General features: G+C 57.3%; 15 protein-coding genes. 7 read left to right on the forward strand and 8 right to left on the reverse strand.

Going from position 1 to position 15,291, the window contains the following annotated elements; all coding sequences use genetic code 11:
• The first annotated feature begins 9 nt into the window (after positions 1-9).
• Positions 10-912, forward strand: coding sequence for a tetratricopeptide repeat protein (locus H6G07_RS08105; protein WP_073607860.1), 903 nt, complete (start codon positions 10-12; stop codon positions 910-912).
• Positions 913-965: 53 nt separating this feature from the next.
• Here the strand turns inward: H6G07_RS08105 and H6G07_RS08110 are convergent, their stop codons facing one another.
• From H6G07_RS08110 to H6G07_RS08120, 3 genes are all read right to left on the reverse strand, one after another.
• Positions 966-2,438, reverse strand: coding sequence for a glycosyltransferase (locus H6G07_RS08110; protein WP_244901911.1), 1,473 nt, complete (start codon positions 2,436-2,438; stop codon positions 966-968).
• A gap of 6 nt (positions 2,439-2,444) precedes the next feature.
• Positions 2,445-2,573: a photosystem I reaction center subunit VIII gene (psaI, locus tag H6G07_RS08115; protein ID WP_073607859.1), complete on the reverse strand. Its 129-nt coding sequence runs from the start codon at positions 2,571-2,573 to the stop codon at positions 2,445-2,447.
• 62 nt (positions 2,574-2,635) lie between these two features.
• Positions 2,636-3,031 carry a DUF8632 family protein gene (locus H6G07_RS08120; RefSeq protein WP_073607858.1) on the reverse strand — a complete coding sequence of 132 codons (396 nt, stop codon included), beginning with the start codon at positions 3,029-3,031 and terminating at the stop codon, positions 2,636-2,638.
• A gap of 49 nt (positions 3,032-3,080) precedes the next feature.
• Between H6G07_RS08120 and H6G07_RS08125 the strand changes: the two genes are divergently transcribed.
• Together H6G07_RS08125 and H6G07_RS08130 are read left to right on the forward strand one after the other, a co-directional pair.
• Positions 3,081-3,362 carry a DUF2470 domain-containing protein gene (locus H6G07_RS08125; protein WP_073607857.1) on the forward strand — a complete coding sequence of 94 codons (282 nt, stop codon included), beginning with the start codon at positions 3,081-3,083 and terminating at the stop codon, positions 3,360-3,362.
• A gap of 15 nt (positions 3,363-3,377) precedes the next feature.
• Positions 3,378-3,620, forward strand: coding sequence for a 2Fe-2S iron-sulfur cluster-binding protein (locus H6G07_RS08130; protein WP_073607856.1), 243 nt, complete (start codon positions 3,378-3,380; stop codon positions 3,618-3,620).
• Between the two features lie 22 nt (positions 3,621-3,642).
• Here the strand turns inward: H6G07_RS08130 and H6G07_RS08135 are convergent, their stop codons facing one another.
• Both H6G07_RS08135 and H6G07_RS08140 read right to left on the reverse strand, forming a co-directional pair.
• A complete protein-coding gene (locus tag H6G07_RS08135; protein ID WP_073607855.1) occupies positions 3,643-4,917 on the reverse strand; it encodes a glycosyltransferase family 4 protein in 1,275 nt (424 codons plus the stop codon).
• Positions 4,918-5,009: 92 nt separating this feature from the next.
• The gene (locus tag H6G07_RS08140; RefSeq protein ID WP_073607854.1) at positions 5,010-7,109 is read right to left on the reverse strand and encodes a diguanylate cyclase domain-containing protein; all 2,100 of its coding nucleotides are present in this window, start codon (positions 7,107-7,109) and stop codon (positions 5,010-5,012) included.
• A gap of 440 nt (positions 7,110-7,549) precedes the next feature.
• Between H6G07_RS08140 and pstB the strand changes: the two genes are divergently transcribed.
• Positions 7,550-8,353, forward strand: a complete 804-nt coding sequence (gene pstB / locus H6G07_RS08145) for a phosphate ABC transporter ATP-binding protein PstB (protein WP_073607853.1) — start codon at positions 7,550-7,552, stop codon at positions 8,351-8,353.
• A 132-nt stretch (positions 8,354-8,485) separates the two neighbouring features.
• On the opposite strand, the gene H6G07_RS08150 is transcribed toward pstB, so the two are convergent.
• Positions 8,486-10,285 (reverse strand): SLC13 family permease, encoded by a 1,800-nt coding sequence (locus H6G07_RS08150; protein ID WP_073607852.1) that lies wholly within the window; start codon positions 10,283-10,285, stop codon positions 8,486-8,488.
• Between the two features lie 211 nt (positions 10,286-10,496).
• On the opposite strand from H6G07_RS08150, the gene H6G07_RS08155 reads away from it, so the two are divergent.
• Positions 10,497-11,960, forward strand: a complete 1,464-nt coding sequence (locus H6G07_RS08155) for a BCD family MFS transporter (protein WP_073607851.1) — start codon at positions 10,497-10,499, stop codon at positions 11,958-11,960.
• Between the two features lie 2 nt (positions 11,961-11,962).
• Complete coding sequence (locus tag H6G07_RS08160) at positions 11,963-12,778, forward strand: inositol monophosphatase family protein (RefSeq protein WP_073607850.1); 816 nt, start codon at positions 11,963-11,965, stop codon at positions 12,776-12,778.
• A gap of 34 nt (positions 12,779-12,812) precedes the next feature.
• Here the strand turns inward: H6G07_RS08160 and H6G07_RS08165 are convergent, their stop codons facing one another.
• Positions 12,813-13,598 (reverse strand): TetR/AcrR family transcriptional regulator, encoded by a 786-nt coding sequence (locus H6G07_RS08165; RefSeq protein WP_073607849.1) that lies wholly within the window; start codon positions 13,596-13,598, stop codon positions 12,813-12,815.
• Positions 13,599-13,650: 52 nt separating this feature from the next.
• Here H6G07_RS08165 and H6G07_RS08170 point away from each other — a divergent pair, with 52 nt between their 5' ends.
• Entirely contained in the window at positions 13,651-14,685 is a 1,035-nt protein-coding gene (locus H6G07_RS08170; protein ID WP_073607848.1) for a Rieske 2Fe-2S domain-containing protein, read from the forward strand.
• Here H6G07_RS08170 and H6G07_RS08175 read toward each other — a convergent pair.
• Positions 14,648-15,262 carry a thylakoid membrane photosystem I accumulation factor gene (locus H6G07_RS08175; protein ID WP_171972979.1) on the reverse strand — a complete coding sequence of 205 codons (615 nt, stop codon included), beginning with the start codon at positions 15,260-15,262 and terminating at the stop codon, positions 14,648-14,650. The two genes, H6G07_RS08170 and H6G07_RS08175, sit on opposite strands and share 38 nt — an antisense overlap.
• Positions 15,263-15,291: the final 29 nt, after the last annotated feature.

Here is a 15,291-nt window from a genome sequence, read left to right on the forward strand (position 1 = left end):
GCAACGAGTATGATATCGGCCAATCGACGACTGTTACGCCGTTTGCGGGGGGGCGTGGTGGCTGCTGCGATCGCACTTCCCCTCCTCTGTTTAGCCCTGCACAAGGCGAGCTATGCCCAGCAGGCACCGCCAGCGGCGGCAGAGGCCGCTCTCAACCAAGGGTTGACCCTAATTCAGCAGGGGCAAATCGACGGTGCTCTGGCTCAATTTCAGCAGGCAGCAAACCTTGACCCCACCCTGGCTGCTGCCCACTACAACATTGGCCTAGCGCTGCGCCAAAAGGGTGAGCTGCAAGAGGCCGCCTCTGCCTTCTGGGCAGCGATTCGAGCCGATCCGCAGTTCGCGCTGGCCTACGCAAACCTGGGCGGTGCCCTCATTGAGGGCAATAACCTTGACCAGGCCGAACAGTATTTGCAGCGGGCGATCGCCATTCAGCCCGACCTAGGCAATGCCCACTACAATCTGGGCTTGGTTTACCAGTCTCAAGGGCAATTTCCCGAAGCGCTGGCGGCGTTCGAACGGGCGGGTCAATATAGTCCCAACGCCCCCGAGTCTTTTTTACAGCGTGGCATTATCTACCTACAAACCGAGCGCAACGGCGAAGCTGAGGCTGTGCTGCAACAGGCCCTAACGCTTCAGCCCCGCTACGCCCAAGCCCACTACAACCTGGGAATTGCTCGATTCAACCAGGGTCAAACCGAGACCGCTCTCAACTCGTTTCGCATAGCGACTCAAATCAACGGTGGCTACGCTGACGCTTACTACAGTGCTGGGCTAGCCTTTATTCAGCTTGGTCGTTTTGATGAAGCCCGCACCGTGCTGGAATATGCCAAAAACCTTTATATCACCATGGGTAACCCGACCTGGGCAGCTAAAGCCCAAAGCCACCTCGGGCAATTGCCCGAGAGCTAGCGGGTTTTGAGGGGCAGTTCAGCAATTCACGCCACTATTTCACGACCAACACACTACCGAAACTTGAGCTTGCGGGAGGCGTAGAGGCACATTTTTAGCAAAATTAGCCCTTCTCTGACGTGGGCAATATTCGAGCTGCCGTAGGTGCGGGGTTGGTAGCGAATTGGCACCTCCACAATATGGAGGTTGAGCTTGGCAGCCCCAAACAGCAGGTCAAAATCGCCGAAGGGGTCGAAGTCGCCAAAGTAGCTGCGCCCGGCGGCAATGCGCTGGTAGTCGCGCCGCCAAAGCACTTTGGTGCCGCAGAGGGTGTCTTTAAGCGGCTGCTCTAGCAGAAACGAAAAGAGCAGGGCAAAGATTTTGTTAGCCACCATATTTAGCCAGGGCATGGCGGTCTTGGAGCGAGGGTAAACCAACCGCGATCCGTTGGCAAATTCTCCCCGCCCTGAAGACAACACCTCGACGAAGTGAGGCAAATCTTCGGGAGGAACCGTCAAATCAGCATCAAGAATCAACAGAATGTCGCCGCTGGCCTGGTCGAACCCCAGGCGCACAGCATCCGCCTTACCTCGCCCCGTCTGCTGGAAGGTCTTCAAGGTAAACGGCCCTCGGTAGGTCTGCACCAAATCCTGAATGGCTGACCAGGTCTGGTCGTGGGAATGGCCTTCGACAAAGATAACTTCGGTGTGAGCACCTAGCTGGGGCAGCCGAGCCACAGCAGCGGCAATGTTTCCCGCCTCATTTCGGGCGGGGATGATCACTGAGCAGGTCGGCGGCTCTGAACTGGGAACAGGCTGGGGTCGAGCCACGATGAAGGTGGTCAGGCAAAGGTGCTTGACCACGGGCAGGGGCGCTAAATAACGGTTCACCAAACCTGCTAGGCCCGGCACAAACTTGGGCCAGAGAAACCGACTGCCCCGCTGGAGGGGGCGATAGCCGGTGATGGTGAGCAGGTTGGCCACATCATCCATGCTGAGCCAGTTTTGGGGCGGCTGGGGACGGCGCTGCCCGATCCGTTCGGCTAGGCCTAGCAGGGGCTCCCAGAGATGGCTGTGGAAGGTGAGAATCAGGCGGGTGTGGGGCTGGCAGAAGGGCTGCAACCGCTGAAGCACAGCTTGAATATCGCCCAGGTAGCCCAGCACTCCTGACAGCAGAATGTAGTCGAACTGGCGGTGTTCTGGGGCTAGCTGAGCGGGTTCGATCGCCTCAGCATCTAGCGTGTAGAAAGCGAGCTCAGGGTATTTTTGGCTGGCGATCGCCGTCACCGCTGGGGCGAAATCAATACCCACCCCAATTGCTGGGGCAGTGGCGTTAAGCAGGTCGCCAGTACCGCAGCCGACTTCTAGCACGCGGCTGCCGGGCGGAATAATAAATTGATGAAGCCGAGCCAGATCGCCGTAGTAGTAGCGGTTGCGACGACTCCAGCGATCTAGCTCGGGGGCAGTGTAGTCAAAGTAGGCCCGGATATCTTGCTTGAAGTCTTGCTTGGGGGCCTCAAGCAAATTAGCGGAATGGGCTTGAATCACAGACGTTTAGGGCTTCTTGAGGGGCTCAGCGGCGTCATCCCGCTCAATGTAAAGGAACAAAAAGGCCATGGCAACAGCGGGAAAAACAATCCCCACCAAAGGAACCAAAATAGAGGGTAAGAATGCAGCTGGCATAGGGTTTCTACCTCAATAGCAACATCACAGCGTTGAGCATAAGACTACTGCGAATCGGCGTTCTATATGTCTGTTTTGTTACAAACTTTCTCACTCGACGGGTTTGTTTCTTCCAGGAGCAGGCGGCTGTGCCACCAGGCCTGGGTTTCGCGATCGAGCTTGGCGGTGTAGAGGGTAGTAACAAACGACTGGGCTCCGTAGCCCTGGCCGACGATTTCAACACAGTAGGAGGGCGACTTGCGGGTGGCCATATCGGGCACAAACCGCTTGCCGATGCGTCGCCAACTGGGTTCTTTGCCCCGCCACTGAATGCGACAGCAGGGCCAGGGAAGCTGATCGCGATCGAACAGGCGGCAACAGGGGCCAACGACTCGGTAGGTGAGGTGGGCCCCTGGGCTCTGAAAAACGTGGCCCGTAGGCCAGGGATGCTCTGAGGAGGGCGGCAGGGGCGGTATCATAACAGCATGTAACAACTGGCCAATGTTGAAGTAGTCTACGGGATTTTCTATGGCTGAGCCAATTACTCCAGCGGTGAGCGATCGCATCTGTAAGCACATGAACGACGACCACACCGAGGCGGTGCTGCTCTACGCCACCGCCTACGGCAACCAACCCACCGCCACCGCCGCCGTGATGGAATCTGTGGATCCCGAGGGTATGACCCTGGCGGTGACCGTAGACGGTGCCCCAACCACCGTGCGAGTGCCCTTCGACCACACCTTAGAGGGGGCTGAGGATGCTCACCATACCCTAGTTGCCATGCTCAAACAGGCGAAAGCCAGGACTTAAGCTGGGATCTTTGCCATGAGCGTCTCGATTCAATTTTTACCCGATGGCGTCAGCGTCGAAGCCGAGGTGGGGGAGCCCCTACTGGCGGTGGCCGATCGCGCCGGGGTGTGCATTCCCACCGGCTGCCTGATGGGGTCGTGCCACGCCTGCGAAGTTGATTTGGAAGGGCAAGCAGACCCGATCTGCGCCTGCATTTCAGCGGTGCCGCCGGGCCATGACAGGCTCGTCGTCAACCTCTATGTCGATCCAACCTGGTAAGCATGCTGACTGAAACACTCAGCTATACTCTGAATCCTTTGCCGAACGCTGGGAACAGGCTGCGAGGACGGAGTAGTTGATTGAAGGTTGTGCTGCGGTCAGCCTTTGGATCAGGTCTTGAACTATCGCCGTCCGTCACCAACTCCTGTAAGTAGCCCCAGGCCTGCTGTTGAGCCGCCTCCCAACTGAGGTGCTGGCGGTAATGCTGCCAGGCCGAGAGGGCCAGAGTTTGATAACGGGGATAGTCGGCCATGACGGCAGCGATATATTGAGCGTAGTCGCTAGCGGTGGCCTCTACCGAGAAGGCTCTGCCGTTAATGTCGCTCTGCAATACGGTGGGAATGCCCCCGACAGCGGCGGCCACGCAGGGGAGCCCAGCGGCGTTAGCTTCACTGATGGCGACTCCAAAGGTATCGGCCTTGGTGGGAAAAATTAAAAAGTGGGCGGTGCTGAGCAGATGGGCGAATTGCGTCTCACCCTGGGGAGTGGCGCGATCGATGAACCCAAATGACTGCACAAAGCTGGGGCGATCGCCCACCCATTTAGGCTCGCAGCCGACCACCCAGAGTTCTGTTTTCACGCCCTGCTGGTTGAGGATACGGGCGACCTCTAGGGCCAGCGGGCCACCTTTGCGCTCCCAGTCCACCCCAAGAAATAGAAGCCGGCAGGGGCTTGGGGGTCGCTGTGCGATCAGGGCTTCGATCTCGGTCTGAGTCAGATCCTGGGCGCGGCTAGCGCCTCGGGGAATAATGCGAATTTTGTCGGCGGGCAGACCATAGAGTTCCATAGCAGACTGGGCTGCCCACTGGGAGGTGAGAATGACGCGATCGCACCGCTCCAGAGCCTCTTTCTCCACAACGTGCAGCCGCCGCCGAGTCTCTGGGCACAGGTCAGTTAGATAGGGATAAAAATCCACCAGGCTGCCCAGCAGAGCATCGGTCCACAGCACCGTGGGCAACGCCGTACGCACCCGTGCTAAAGGCATCGCATTCTCAGGACAGAGCAGCAGATCAGCCTGAGATCGGGCAAGGCGAGCTTCAAGCTGGCGGGCATAGTAGGGCGCGACCCAGGGTTCCACAGGGCTGTAGTAGCTCTGCCCCAGGCGTTGGTAGATCAGCCATTTGAGCCGGGTAATCGGTACCTTGCGCCGTTCTAGCGGGCCGAGAAACTCCAGCTCAGCCCCAGCATGTTGCAAAAGATCAGCGATTTTTTGCCCGGCTCCGTAGAGGCCCAGGTGACGACGGGGCCAGGAGGCGCGATCGCGCACGTCGTAGGTGGTAGCGTAGGCAATTTTCATATGAATAATGAATAAGGGTTGAGCTATGGCTAGCCCAACCCTCTCAGCGACTGATTCTAGAGTGCCCAAGAAATCTTGCCCTGCAACGATAGTTAGATCAGGCGAATCCAGTAGCGATCGCGCCCTCTTCTTTTGGCTTGATAGAGCGCGGCATCGGCGGCGGCGATCAGGTCTTCGGGCGACTGGTCTGCCGTGGGCACCACACTGGCAATGCCAATGCTGATGGTGAGGTAGTCGCTCACAGACGACTGGGGGTGAGCAATTTTGAGGGCAGCAATTTCCTCTTGAATGGCCTTAGCGACGCTCTCAGCCCCAGCGCGGCGGGTGTTAGGTAACACCACCGCAAATTCTTCGCCACCATAGCGGGCCAGCAGATCGGCAGCACGCTTGACGGCGCGGGTGGCAGCGGCGGCGATCGCGATCAACGCCTCATCCCCCTGCTGGTGGCCCAGGCAGTCGTTGTAGGGTTTGAAGAAATCGACATCAAACATAATCAGCGATAGAGGCTGCTGCTCGCGCACCATACGCTGCCACTCTTGATCCAGGTACTCGTCAAAACGGCGGCGGTTGGGGATATGGGTCAACCCATCTAGGGTGGCCAGGCGCTCTAGGGTTTCGTTGGCCTCGGTCAGCGCGGTTTCCATGGCCTTGCGATCGGTAATGTCGATGCAGTTAGTGATCACACCATTGACGGTACCGCTGGCATCCCGAAAGGGGCTAATCACGACTTGATACCAGCGGCGAACGCCTCCTCGGTCAATTACTTCCTGCTCCCCCTGGTAGGGAATTTGAGTCTCAATCACCTGTTGATGAATGCGGTGCTGCTGAATGGCCTCAAAGGCCGAAACGTTGGGGTTAACGTCGGTGTCGAGTTTGCCCACCATGTCGGCGGGGGTAATGCCATGCAGGCTGGCGCTGGCGCGATTGGCCATCTGCACCCGGCCCTGACGGTCTTTGACCACAATGATGCTGGGAATGCTATCGATCACATTTTGCAAAAACTGACGCTGGCGAGCAATCTCGGCCTCGGCCTGCTTGCGCTCGGTGATGTCGCGCACGATCGCCAACACTTGGTTGGGGCCGCTGGTCACAATCCGAGCCTCTTCATAGCGCCAGCCGTTGGGGGTCGAGCAGCGATACTCGTAGACCTGAGGTTCGCCGGTTTGTAGTGCTAGCCGAATATAGTGCATACGCTCGGCCACCATGTCAGCGGGGAGCACCTCATGCATGGGTTTGCCAATCTGGGTGCTGGGCTCAGCAATCAGGTTGACTGCTCCGGCATTCATCACATCGAGGCAGACACCATCCCCCGAGAACCGCACCAGTAGATCAGGAATCGCCTCTAGAATAATCCGCTGGGTGGCTTCGGCCTGGCGGAGGGCAGCGGTGCGATCGGCCACCTGGCGCTCCAGGGTTTGGTTGTAGTCGGCCAGCAGGGTTTGGGCCTGCTTGCGGGTGGTGATGTCTTGAAAGGCCGCGATCGCATATTCCACCTGCCCCCTCTGATCAAAAATAGGCGTCGTCACCATCTCAATGGGTATAGCCTGGTTGCCGGGCCGCAGCTCAATATCATCGGCCCAGCCGGTCTGCCCTCGCAGCGCCATGGCAATGGGCAGGGCCGCAGTCGGGTAGCGCTGGCCGGTGCTGGCCCGGTAGGCAATACAGGTTTCATCCAAGCCGAGCGACGGTATTGAGGGCATGTCTTCAAGGCAGAGCAAAATGCGGGCCTGCTGGCTCGCAAACACCATCTGACCGTGGCGATCGTAGACGGCAATGCCCAGGGGAATGCCGTCTAGAAACTGCCGCCAGCGCCGTTCGCTGTGCTGAAGCTGGCGGTTGAGGTGCTCTAGTTCGGTAAACGAATCATGCAGCTTGGTCGCCATGGTGTTAAACGCCCGCGCTAGCTGCCCCAGCTCATCGGTGCTCTCAATGGGAACTGGGGTTTGCCAATTGCCCTGGGCCGTAGCCTGAATGGCCCGCCGCAGTTGGGCAATGGGCTGTAGCACCCGGTTGACTACCGCCAGCCCCACCACCACCGAGCTGCCAATGGCACCCAGGCTCACCAATGCCACGGCCCAGTTGCCGAGATAAACGCTTAAAAACCCCAGCAGCCCAACCGCACTAACGAGCTGAAGCACAAAAATCGCTACCAACACCGTGCTGAGCGAAAAAGGCTGAAGCAGACGGCTCACTGGTCGGTAGAACGGGAGTTTTGGCACTGGATTGAGCGGCAATATTAAGTGAAGCAAAACACCCTACCTACCTTTCTAGAATAAAGCGCCTAGACCGACCCTGAAACACTTGCTGTGCCACATGTTTACAGAAGGTTAGGGCTGAGCTCATAGGCCTATCCTAGGGGTTAAGTAAAGGCTAGCCCGTGATCTCAAACAGCTATTTCAGCACCTCGGGGGAACAAGTCAGGTGATTTAAAGCAGTTGCAGCGGCAAAGTCCTGGTTCTAGGCGACTCCAGTGAACCTGGTATAAAAATGCAGAGCCTCTTTACGGGCTCTTGAAAGACCAACTGACCCAGATTGGAGTCTCTTAGCCTTGCCTTAACCCTAAAGGGGGTCTGGGCCTGCAATAGTTAGGGTGTTCATGCTTGCTGGCCTGTAGCGCAATTCTGGTGCCCTCATGTCAAACGCCTATGCCCCAACCTCTACAGCTGTAGCCCTGAGGACCGAAAATCTCAACGTCTACTACGGCTCTACCCTAGCGGTGCGCAATGTAGACCTGTTTATTCCTCGGAATGAGATTGTCGCCTTTATTGGCCCCTCTGGCTGTGGCAAGAGCACCGTTCTGCGCTGCTTTAACCGCATGAACGACCTGATTGCATCGTGCCGGGTAGAGGGCAAAATCACTTTCCACGGCAGCGATATTTATGCCAAGCAGGTAGACGCTGTAGAACTCCGCCGCCGGGTTGGCATGGTGTTCCAAAAACCCAACCCCTTCCCTAAGTCAATCTACGAAAACGTTGCCTGGGGTGCTCGTATTAATGGCTACCAGGGCGACATGGATGAGCTAGTGGAAACTTCTCTGCGCAAGGCCGCCGTGTGGGATGAAGTGAAAGACAAGCTTAAGCAGAGTGGCCTGTCGCTGTCGGGCGGGCAGCAGCAGCGTCTCTGTATTGCCCGCGCGATCGCGATTCAGCCCGATGTGATTTTGATGGATGAACCCTGCTCAGCCCTTGACCCGATCTCGACTATCAAGGTCGAGGAAACGATGAAGCAGCTCAAGGAAGACTACACAATTATCGTTGTCACCCACAACATGCAGCAGGCCTCGCGGGTGTCCGATCGCACGGCTTTCTACAACGCCGAGTCAACGGACAAGGGGGGCAAGGTCGGCTACCTGGTGGAGTACGACCACACCGAAGTCATGTTTAACAACCCCCGCGAGCAGTTTACCCGCGACTACGTATCGGGCCGTTTTGGCTAAGGTTGTCCCAGTAACGCCTGGTTGTGAACCGTGGGGTTGATTTAGATCAACCCCACGGTTCATTACTTTAGTCGCTCAAGTTATCAAAATTGGGGTGAGACAAGCCCCTTGGATACCCAAGCGTCACAACGTTTACAGGCCGTACAGCCAGGCAATCAAAAGGGGTGTGATCACGGTCAAGATCAGGTTGAGGGGCAAACCGACTCGGGTAAAGTCAAAGAATTTGTAGCCTCCTGGGCCGTAAACCATGGTGTTGGTCTGATAACCAATGGGCGTGATGTAGCTGTTAGAAGCAGCAAAGGTAACGGTAAATATAAAGGCCATGGGGTTCAGCCCTAGGCTGGTGGCCACCCCCGCTGCGATCGGAATCATGAGGATGACGGCAGCGTTGTTGGAGAGCAGTTCGGTCAACAGATTGGTTACCAGATAGAAAATGATCAGGAGAACGAGGCCCGATGCGCCACCGCCAATGGTGGCGAGCTGCTGGGCCAGCCAGTCAGTCGTACCGGAATTTTCCATGGCGGTGCCGAGGGGAATCAACCCGGCCAGCAAAAATATCACATCCCACCGCACCGCACCATAGATTTCGCCTGGTTTGAGGCAGCCTGTAACCACCATGGCCATCACCCCTATGAGAGCGGTGACGAGAATGGGGGCCAAGTCTAAGGCGGCGGCCACAATTACGCCTAGGATGATGGCGATCGCAACCCAAGCCTTGTCAACCCGCAGGCCCTCAGCCTCTCGCTGCTCTAGAACTAGCAGCTCTCGGGTGGTTTGCAAGCCGGTAAAGCTGCTCTGGGGGCCTTGCACCAGCAGCAAGTCACCAAAGCGGAGGGGAACTTTGCCCATGCGATCGCGCACTAGCTCTTCACCTCGGCGGATAGCCAGCACCGTGGCGTTGTAGCGTTGGCGAAAGCGCATTTCCTTGAGGGTAGACCCGACCAGGCGAGAATTTGACAAAATCAGCACCTCAGCAATGTGCTCTTCGCTATTGTCTAGCTCGTCTTCAAGGGGTGGTTGGCCAAATTTGACCTCGGGTAGAATGTCTAGCCCGCGCTGATCTTTGAGGCTCAGCAGTTCATCCCGACCGCCTCGAATCAGCAGTAGGTCGCCCGCTTGCAGCACCTTATCGGCTAGGGGTTGGGCAAAGTGGCTGCCATCGCGAATGATTTCTAGTACGTCTATGTCAAACTTGCGCTGAATCTCGCTCGCTTTTAGGGTCTGGCCGATTAGGGTTGAGCGCGGAGTAACCACTACCTCACTCATGTAGTCTTTCAACTCGTAGTTGGCCAGATTAGGGGACGACGATTTGCGATCGGGCAAGAGTTTGGGAGCAAACAGCGCTAAGTAAACCAAGCCCACAATAAAAGTGATCACCCCGACGGCGGTGAACTGAAACAGCCCAAATTCTCCATAGCCGAGGTCTTTAGACACACCGCTAGCCAAAATATTAGTTGACGTACCAATCACGGTAATCATGCCGCCTAGCACCGTGACGTAGGAAAGCGGAATCAGTAGCTTCGACGGAGAAATATTCTGTTTTTTGCACCATTCTTCTACGATTGGCAGAAAAACGGCTACTACGGCAGTGTTGTTGATAAAAGCGGTAATCGGCCCGACCAGTAGACCCATGACAAAAATCTGCCGAGAAGGCTCCTTACCGCCCCATTTCATCAGCCAGTCTCGCACGATTTGAATTACACCCGTTTTAGCGATGCCAGCGCTCAAAATGAACATGAGCATGACGGTAATGGTGGCTGCATTGCCAAACCCGGCGATGCCTTCTTCAGGCGTAACCAGTCCTAAAACAATCAATACAGTGGCGATCGCCAGGGCGGTCAAATCTACCGGCAGCCACTCTGCCACAAAGGCGATCAGAGAGCAGACCAACACCACCAGCATCAGAACAATAGGATTTTGAATAAAGTTCATATTTGTTTGAAGCTTAGACTGAGCTTAAGTTTTGCACACCGCATGCTCTAAACGATTGGGGTTCGCCTGAGAACCATTTAGCTTCTTTCTGATTGCACATCGAAGCGCAGATTGCTCCTTAGCTCACGTACCGAGTCAGGAGCGACCTGATATGGCCATACAATTAGGTTCTAAGGTAGTACTATCCTCTGCAAATTTTTCTTAGAAGCCTATGACTAGCCCCGATGTTTCGCCCTCGGCGCCGGGTTCGGCGGTCGTCCCCAAGCCCAACCTGGGCATTTTGACCATGCTGCGCTTGGGGGTCTTTAACATGGGCCTGGGCATTATGTCGCTGCTCACCCTGGGGGTGCTCAACCGGGTGATGATCGAAGAATTGCGCGTGCCGGCGCTAGTGGCGGCGGGGGCGATCGCGGTACACCAGTTTATGGCCCCTGCCCGAGTGTGGTTTGGCCAGATGTCTGACTCTAGGCCGATTTTTGGCCATCACCGCAGCGGCTACATCTGGATAGGCATCGTGACGGTGGCGGTAACGGCGTTTTGTGCGCTACAGGTAGTGTGGCAAATTGGCAGCCGCATTGCCGAGACTGGCTGGGGGCCAGCGGTGTATCCCTGGGTGGGGCTGCTGGGGCTACTGTTTGCAGTCTACGGCTTGGCGTTGAGTGCCACCTCGACCCCGTTTACGGCGCTGCTGGTAGATGTGTCGGATGAAGACTCGCGATCGCGTCTGGTAGGCATTGGCTGGGCCATGCTGATGGTGGGCATTATCGCTGGGGTAATCATCACCTCGATTGTGCTGAAGCCGATTGAGCTGAATGCCCCCTTTGACCAGGTGCGCAGCGCGGTGAACCGGCTATTTGTGATTGCCCCGGCGGTGGTGTGCGCGCTGGCGGTGCTGAGCACCTACGGCATTGAGCGCAAGTATTCGCGGCTAACCCAGCGATCGTCGCTGCGCGATCGCGAAGACAGCCTCACCCTCGGTCGGGCGCTCAAGATTCTCACCGCTAGCCGCCAGACGGGGCTATTTTTCACCTTTTTGCTGGTGCTCAGCCTCAGCCTGTTCATGCAGGATGCGGTGCTGGAGCCCTACGGTGGCGAAGTCTTTGGCATGACCATTGCCGAAACCACCCAGCTCAACGCTGCCTTCGGTATGGGCACACTGCTGAGCATTATTGTCACCGGCTGGCTGGTGGTGCCCCGCTTGGGCAAAAAGCGTACGGTGGTGGTGGGCTGTAGCTGGGCGGCGGTGTGTCTGGTGGGCATTACCCTGTCGGGGCTGACGGGCAACCCGGCAATTTTGCTAACGGCGGTGTTTCTGTTTGGCACGGCCTCTGGCATTCTCACCCTGGGGGCGATCGTGCTGATGCTGGATTTGACCGTGGCGGAGACAGCGGGAACGTTTATTGGGGCCTGGGGGCTAGCCCAGGCGATCGCCCGTGGCAGCGCCACAGTCCTGGGCGGCGGCGTGCTCGACCTGGGTCGCGCCTTGCTCAGAACCTTCAACGGAGCGGCGGAAGTGGGCGAGCCCCAGGCGTTTTTGGCCTACGGGCTGGTGTTTACCCTGCAAGCGATCGGCATGCTGATCGCGATCTGGCTGCTCAGCCGGGTGAACATTCAAGAATTTCAGGCCAATGCCAAGGCGGCAATCACCGCTGCCATCGCAAACGATATGGATTGAGCATGTCACAAAATTTTTGGGACGAGGTGCTGGCCTTTGCCGAGGCAACTACCAAAACCGTGGGGCAAAAGCTGCTCGAAGACTTTGGCCAGGTGCAGGCCGATTTGAAAGCCGACGGCAGTCTGGTGACTCGGTGCGATCGCTGGGCCGACGACACCCTGCGCGCCGCCATCCACGAAAAATTTCCCGACCACGGCGTGCTCAGCGAAGAGGTGGAACACATTTTCCCCGCCACCGACTGGTGCTGGATCATTGACCCGATCGACGGCACCACCAACTTTACGCGCGGCATTCCGGTGTGGGGCATTTCATTGGGCCTGCTGTATCGCGGCATCCCGGTGTTTGGCTACGTGGCCATGCCGCCTTTAAACCAATCTTTCTACGGCTACTGGCCGGGGCAGAGCGGACTGAACATGCCCAGCGGGGCGTTTTGCAACGATCGCCCCATCCACAGCAGCGCGGCGACCCCCGACAAAACCCAGTTCTTTAGCCTCTGCGCCCGCAGCACCTCGGTACTGGAGAAACCCTTTCCCTGCAAAATTCGCATGCTGGGTTCTGCCGCCTACAACCTGCTGCTGGTGGGGGCTGGCTGGGCGGTGGGCGCGGTGGAAGCAACGCCTAAGATCTGGGATATTGCGGCGGTTTGGGCAATTACCCAGGCTGCCGGAGCCACCTGGGTACCGCTAGATGACCTAGAGCCCTTTCCGCTGGAGGTAGGCAAAAACTACAGCAATCGGCCCTACCCCACGCTGGCGACAGCCCAGACTCCCTGGGTAGAAGTCTTCCGTCCGTTGGTACAGCAAGTGGCTAATCCCTAGGCGGCATCCTTAGGGCATGCAGGGAAGCCCAGACTCATAGGGACTCGGCGGCGGCAGGGTGCACAAACTGCTTGCCGCAGACTTTGCAGAGGTAGCACTGTTTACCCCGCCGCCGACCGTTTTTAGCCAGCTCCTGGGATTTGCAGTGGGGGCAAATCATTACATTCATTACATGGCCGTGAATTTGATCGCCCACATCGGCAGCTAGGTACACGGCCAGTAGCACTGGAATTTGCTGCATCAGGCGATCGCGCTTTTCTTCATCGGGCTGCCGCAGAGCCGCCAAAATCAGCGCATTGCAGCTGTGGACGCAGACCTCCGCCAAAAGATTGCGCCGCTCCGTTGGCAGCTCTGGATTGCGCTGGTGCAGGATGGCGGAGAGAAATGCGATCGCCCCCTGAGTCAGGCTGTCATCGATGGTTTGGAAGCGATCGCGTGCCGTGTAAAACTGCACAAACATTACTCGCGACACCGGCTGCTCAAACAGCGCCACCACGCCAGCGGTTAGCTGAGTCAGCATCTCCTTCAGCGGCAGCCGCCAAAATTCCTGGGCATTGGCCTGGCTCCACATAGCCTGTACCCGCTCCAGGTGGCGCAGTTCCATAGCGTTAAAGATCGCCGCTTTGTCGGGAAAGAACTGGTACAGCGACCCGATCGCCGTGCCTGCCCGTTCCGCAATCTGGTGGGTAGTCGCCGCTTCATAACCCACTTCGTCAAACACCAGGGCAGCGGCTTCTAGAATTTTCTCGACCCGCTGCTGGCCCCGCCGCTGCTTTGGCTGGCGACGCAGACTGCTTGACGAATACGAGTCATCTGTCATATTTTTTAAACACGACGAATTTCTCACAATTTTATAGCTATCGGAGGCTTCTATGCAGTCCATGCTTCCCGGTGCGCCCTGGCTGGCGGCGCACAAGTCTATGCTGACTACTAACCAACCCCGCAAAATTTCCCTCTACGGTAATGATTACGTCCTGTGGAAAGATGGCGCAGGCGAGGTTCATGCCCTGCCCAACGCCTGCCCGCACATGGGGGCGATGCTGTCAGAAGGCTGGTGCGAAGCAGCGGGTGATAGCAACAGCCGAGTCGTCTGCCCCTTCCACGCTCTTGGGTTTGATAGTCGGGGTTGCACGGTACTGCCGGGTTCCGATCGGCAAACTCTACCTCAGTTAGAACCTTTGGAGTTGATTGTTCAGGGCGATTTTGTTTGGTCCTATGGCGGCTATGAACCCAAGGTGCCAATTCCAGGGGTGCTAGGGGCGATCGCAGCCGATTACACCTTCATCGGCCACACCGCCGACTGCACAGTGGCAACCGACTTACTCACCATGCTGCTCAACATGCATGATTACAATCACCAAAATGGCACCCACCGCGATCTGTTTCGCATTGCCGAGGTGCAGTTCCACCAGTTCGTCGATCGCGGACACGAATCCCATGCCTACTACGCCATGCCCACCGCGCCCTACGCCCTAGGGGAAAAACTGCGTCGTCCAGACTTGTTTTTGCTGCCCGGCACCATCGAGGCCCATCTCGAAAATCACTTTCCGTCTCTCGTCATTTTTCACGGAGAGTCACCCCTGGGCAAACTGGTGCAGTGCCATCTGTTTGTGCCCGAGGCCGAAAACCGCACTCGCACCTATATTTTGCTGTTTGGGCTAGCGAAGCATCCCGCCTTCAATCTGCTGGGGCGCAGCTATCTCAACTTTGGCAAAGTGGTGGTCGATCAAGATGCCGATATTTTAGGCAAGATCTACCCCAACAGTCCGCAAAAAATCAAGCTCAACAATGAGGTGGGCATGGACTGGGTAAAACGTAATTTCGCCAGCTTTCCAGCAGTGGTTGAACCAAACTTTTCTAAAGATAGCGCTACTGCTCCGGCACCAGCTCCGAGTTCACCTCGTTGATGGGGCGGCGGCGCAGCTCTTCCGACTCGGTGCGGGGTAGTAGGTCAAACACCTCTCGCATGACATCGTCGATCGCCTCGTAGGGGACTAGGCCAACTTCGTTAAACACCAGCTTCCCCTGGGCATTGAACACCAGGGTTTGAGGAACAGCATCCTTAAAGTAGTAGCCGGGCTCGTAGGGCTCGTAGGAGGCTTTGACCGGAATTGCGTCAGCCATAATCGGCACAAAGTTAGCCACCCGTCCGTAGGGGGCTTGCAGCTGAGAAACAACCGACGCAAATTTCTTACAGTCGCTGCTGTCATCCACGTAGATCACCACAATAGCGGCCTTGCCGTAGCGCAGCGACTGCTCTAGGCTGACCTTGGGCGGCACTAGCGACCCATTGCCAGCATAGAGAGCAAAGATATTGCCGTCATAATTGTCGTCGGTGAGGCCAGCCAGGGCAGCGGGCTGTCCGCCCAGACTGAGCCACAGCACCAGGGCCGCACAGGCCAGACCAAGACTACGACTCAGGCCAGTCATAGCGTTGGGGAAAACGGCTAGGGTAGAAAACAGTGCAATAAGCCAGCGCAGCATGGCAATGTCCTTGGTCTAAGAGCTGAGGC

The sequence above is a fragment of the Phormidium tenue FACHB-1052 genome, from assembly GCF_014696675.1.
In the GTDB taxonomy this organism is placed as follows: Bacteria; Cyanobacteriota; Cyanobacteriia; order Phormidesmidales; family Phormidesmidaceae; genus Nodosilinea; species Nodosilinea tenuis_A.

Bases quoted from the DNA above. Each gene is read 5' to 3' on its own strand.
- H6G07_RS08150 (WP_073607852.1), bottom strand. From the start codon at position 10,285: ATGAACTTTATTCAAAATCCTATTGTTCTGATGCTGGTGGTGTTGGTC.
- H6G07_RS08175 (WP_171972979.1), bottom strand. From the start codon at position 15,262: ATGCTGCGCTGGCTTATTGCACTGTTTTCTACCCTAGCCGTTTTCCCC.
- H6G07_RS08105 (WP_073607860.1), top strand. From the start codon at position 10: ATGATATCGGCCAATCGACGACTGTTACGCCGTTTGCGGGGGGGCGTG.
- H6G07_RS08155 (WP_073607851.1), top strand. From the start codon at position 10,497: ATGACTAGCCCCGATGTTTCGCCCTCGGCGCCGGGTTCGGCGGTCGTC.
- pstB (WP_073607853.1), top strand. From the start codon at position 7,550: ATGTCAAACGCCTATGCCCCAACCTCTACAGCTGTAGCCCTGAGGACC.
- H6G07_RS08130 (WP_073607856.1), top strand. From the start codon at position 3,378: ATGAGCGTCTCGATTCAATTTTTACCCGATGGCGTCAGCGTCGAAGCC.
- H6G07_RS08165 (WP_073607849.1), bottom strand. From the start codon at position 13,598: ATGACAGATGACTCGTATTCGTCAAGCAGTCTGCGTCGCCAGCCAAAG.
- H6G07_RS08135 (WP_073607855.1), bottom strand. From the start codon at position 4,917: ATGAAAATTGCCTACGCTACCACCTACGACGTGCGCGATCGCGCCTCC.
- psaI (WP_073607859.1), bottom strand. From the start codon at position 2,573: ATGCCAGCTGCATTCTTACCCTCTATTTTGGTTCCTTTGGTGGGGATT.
- H6G07_RS08125 (WP_073607857.1), top strand. From the start codon at position 3,081: ATGGCTGAGCCAATTACTCCAGCGGTGAGCGATCGCATCTGTAAGCAC.
- H6G07_RS08170 (WP_073607848.1), top strand. From the start codon at position 13,651: ATGCAGTCCATGCTTCCCGGTGCGCCCTGGCTGGCGGCGCACAAGTCT.
- H6G07_RS08120 (WP_073607858.1), bottom strand. From the start codon at position 3,031: ATGATACCGCCCCTGCCGCCCTCCTCAGAGCATCCCTGGCCTACGGGC.
- H6G07_RS08160 (WP_073607850.1), top strand. From the start codon at position 11,963: ATGTCACAAAATTTTTGGGACGAGGTGCTGGCCTTTGCCGAGGCAACT.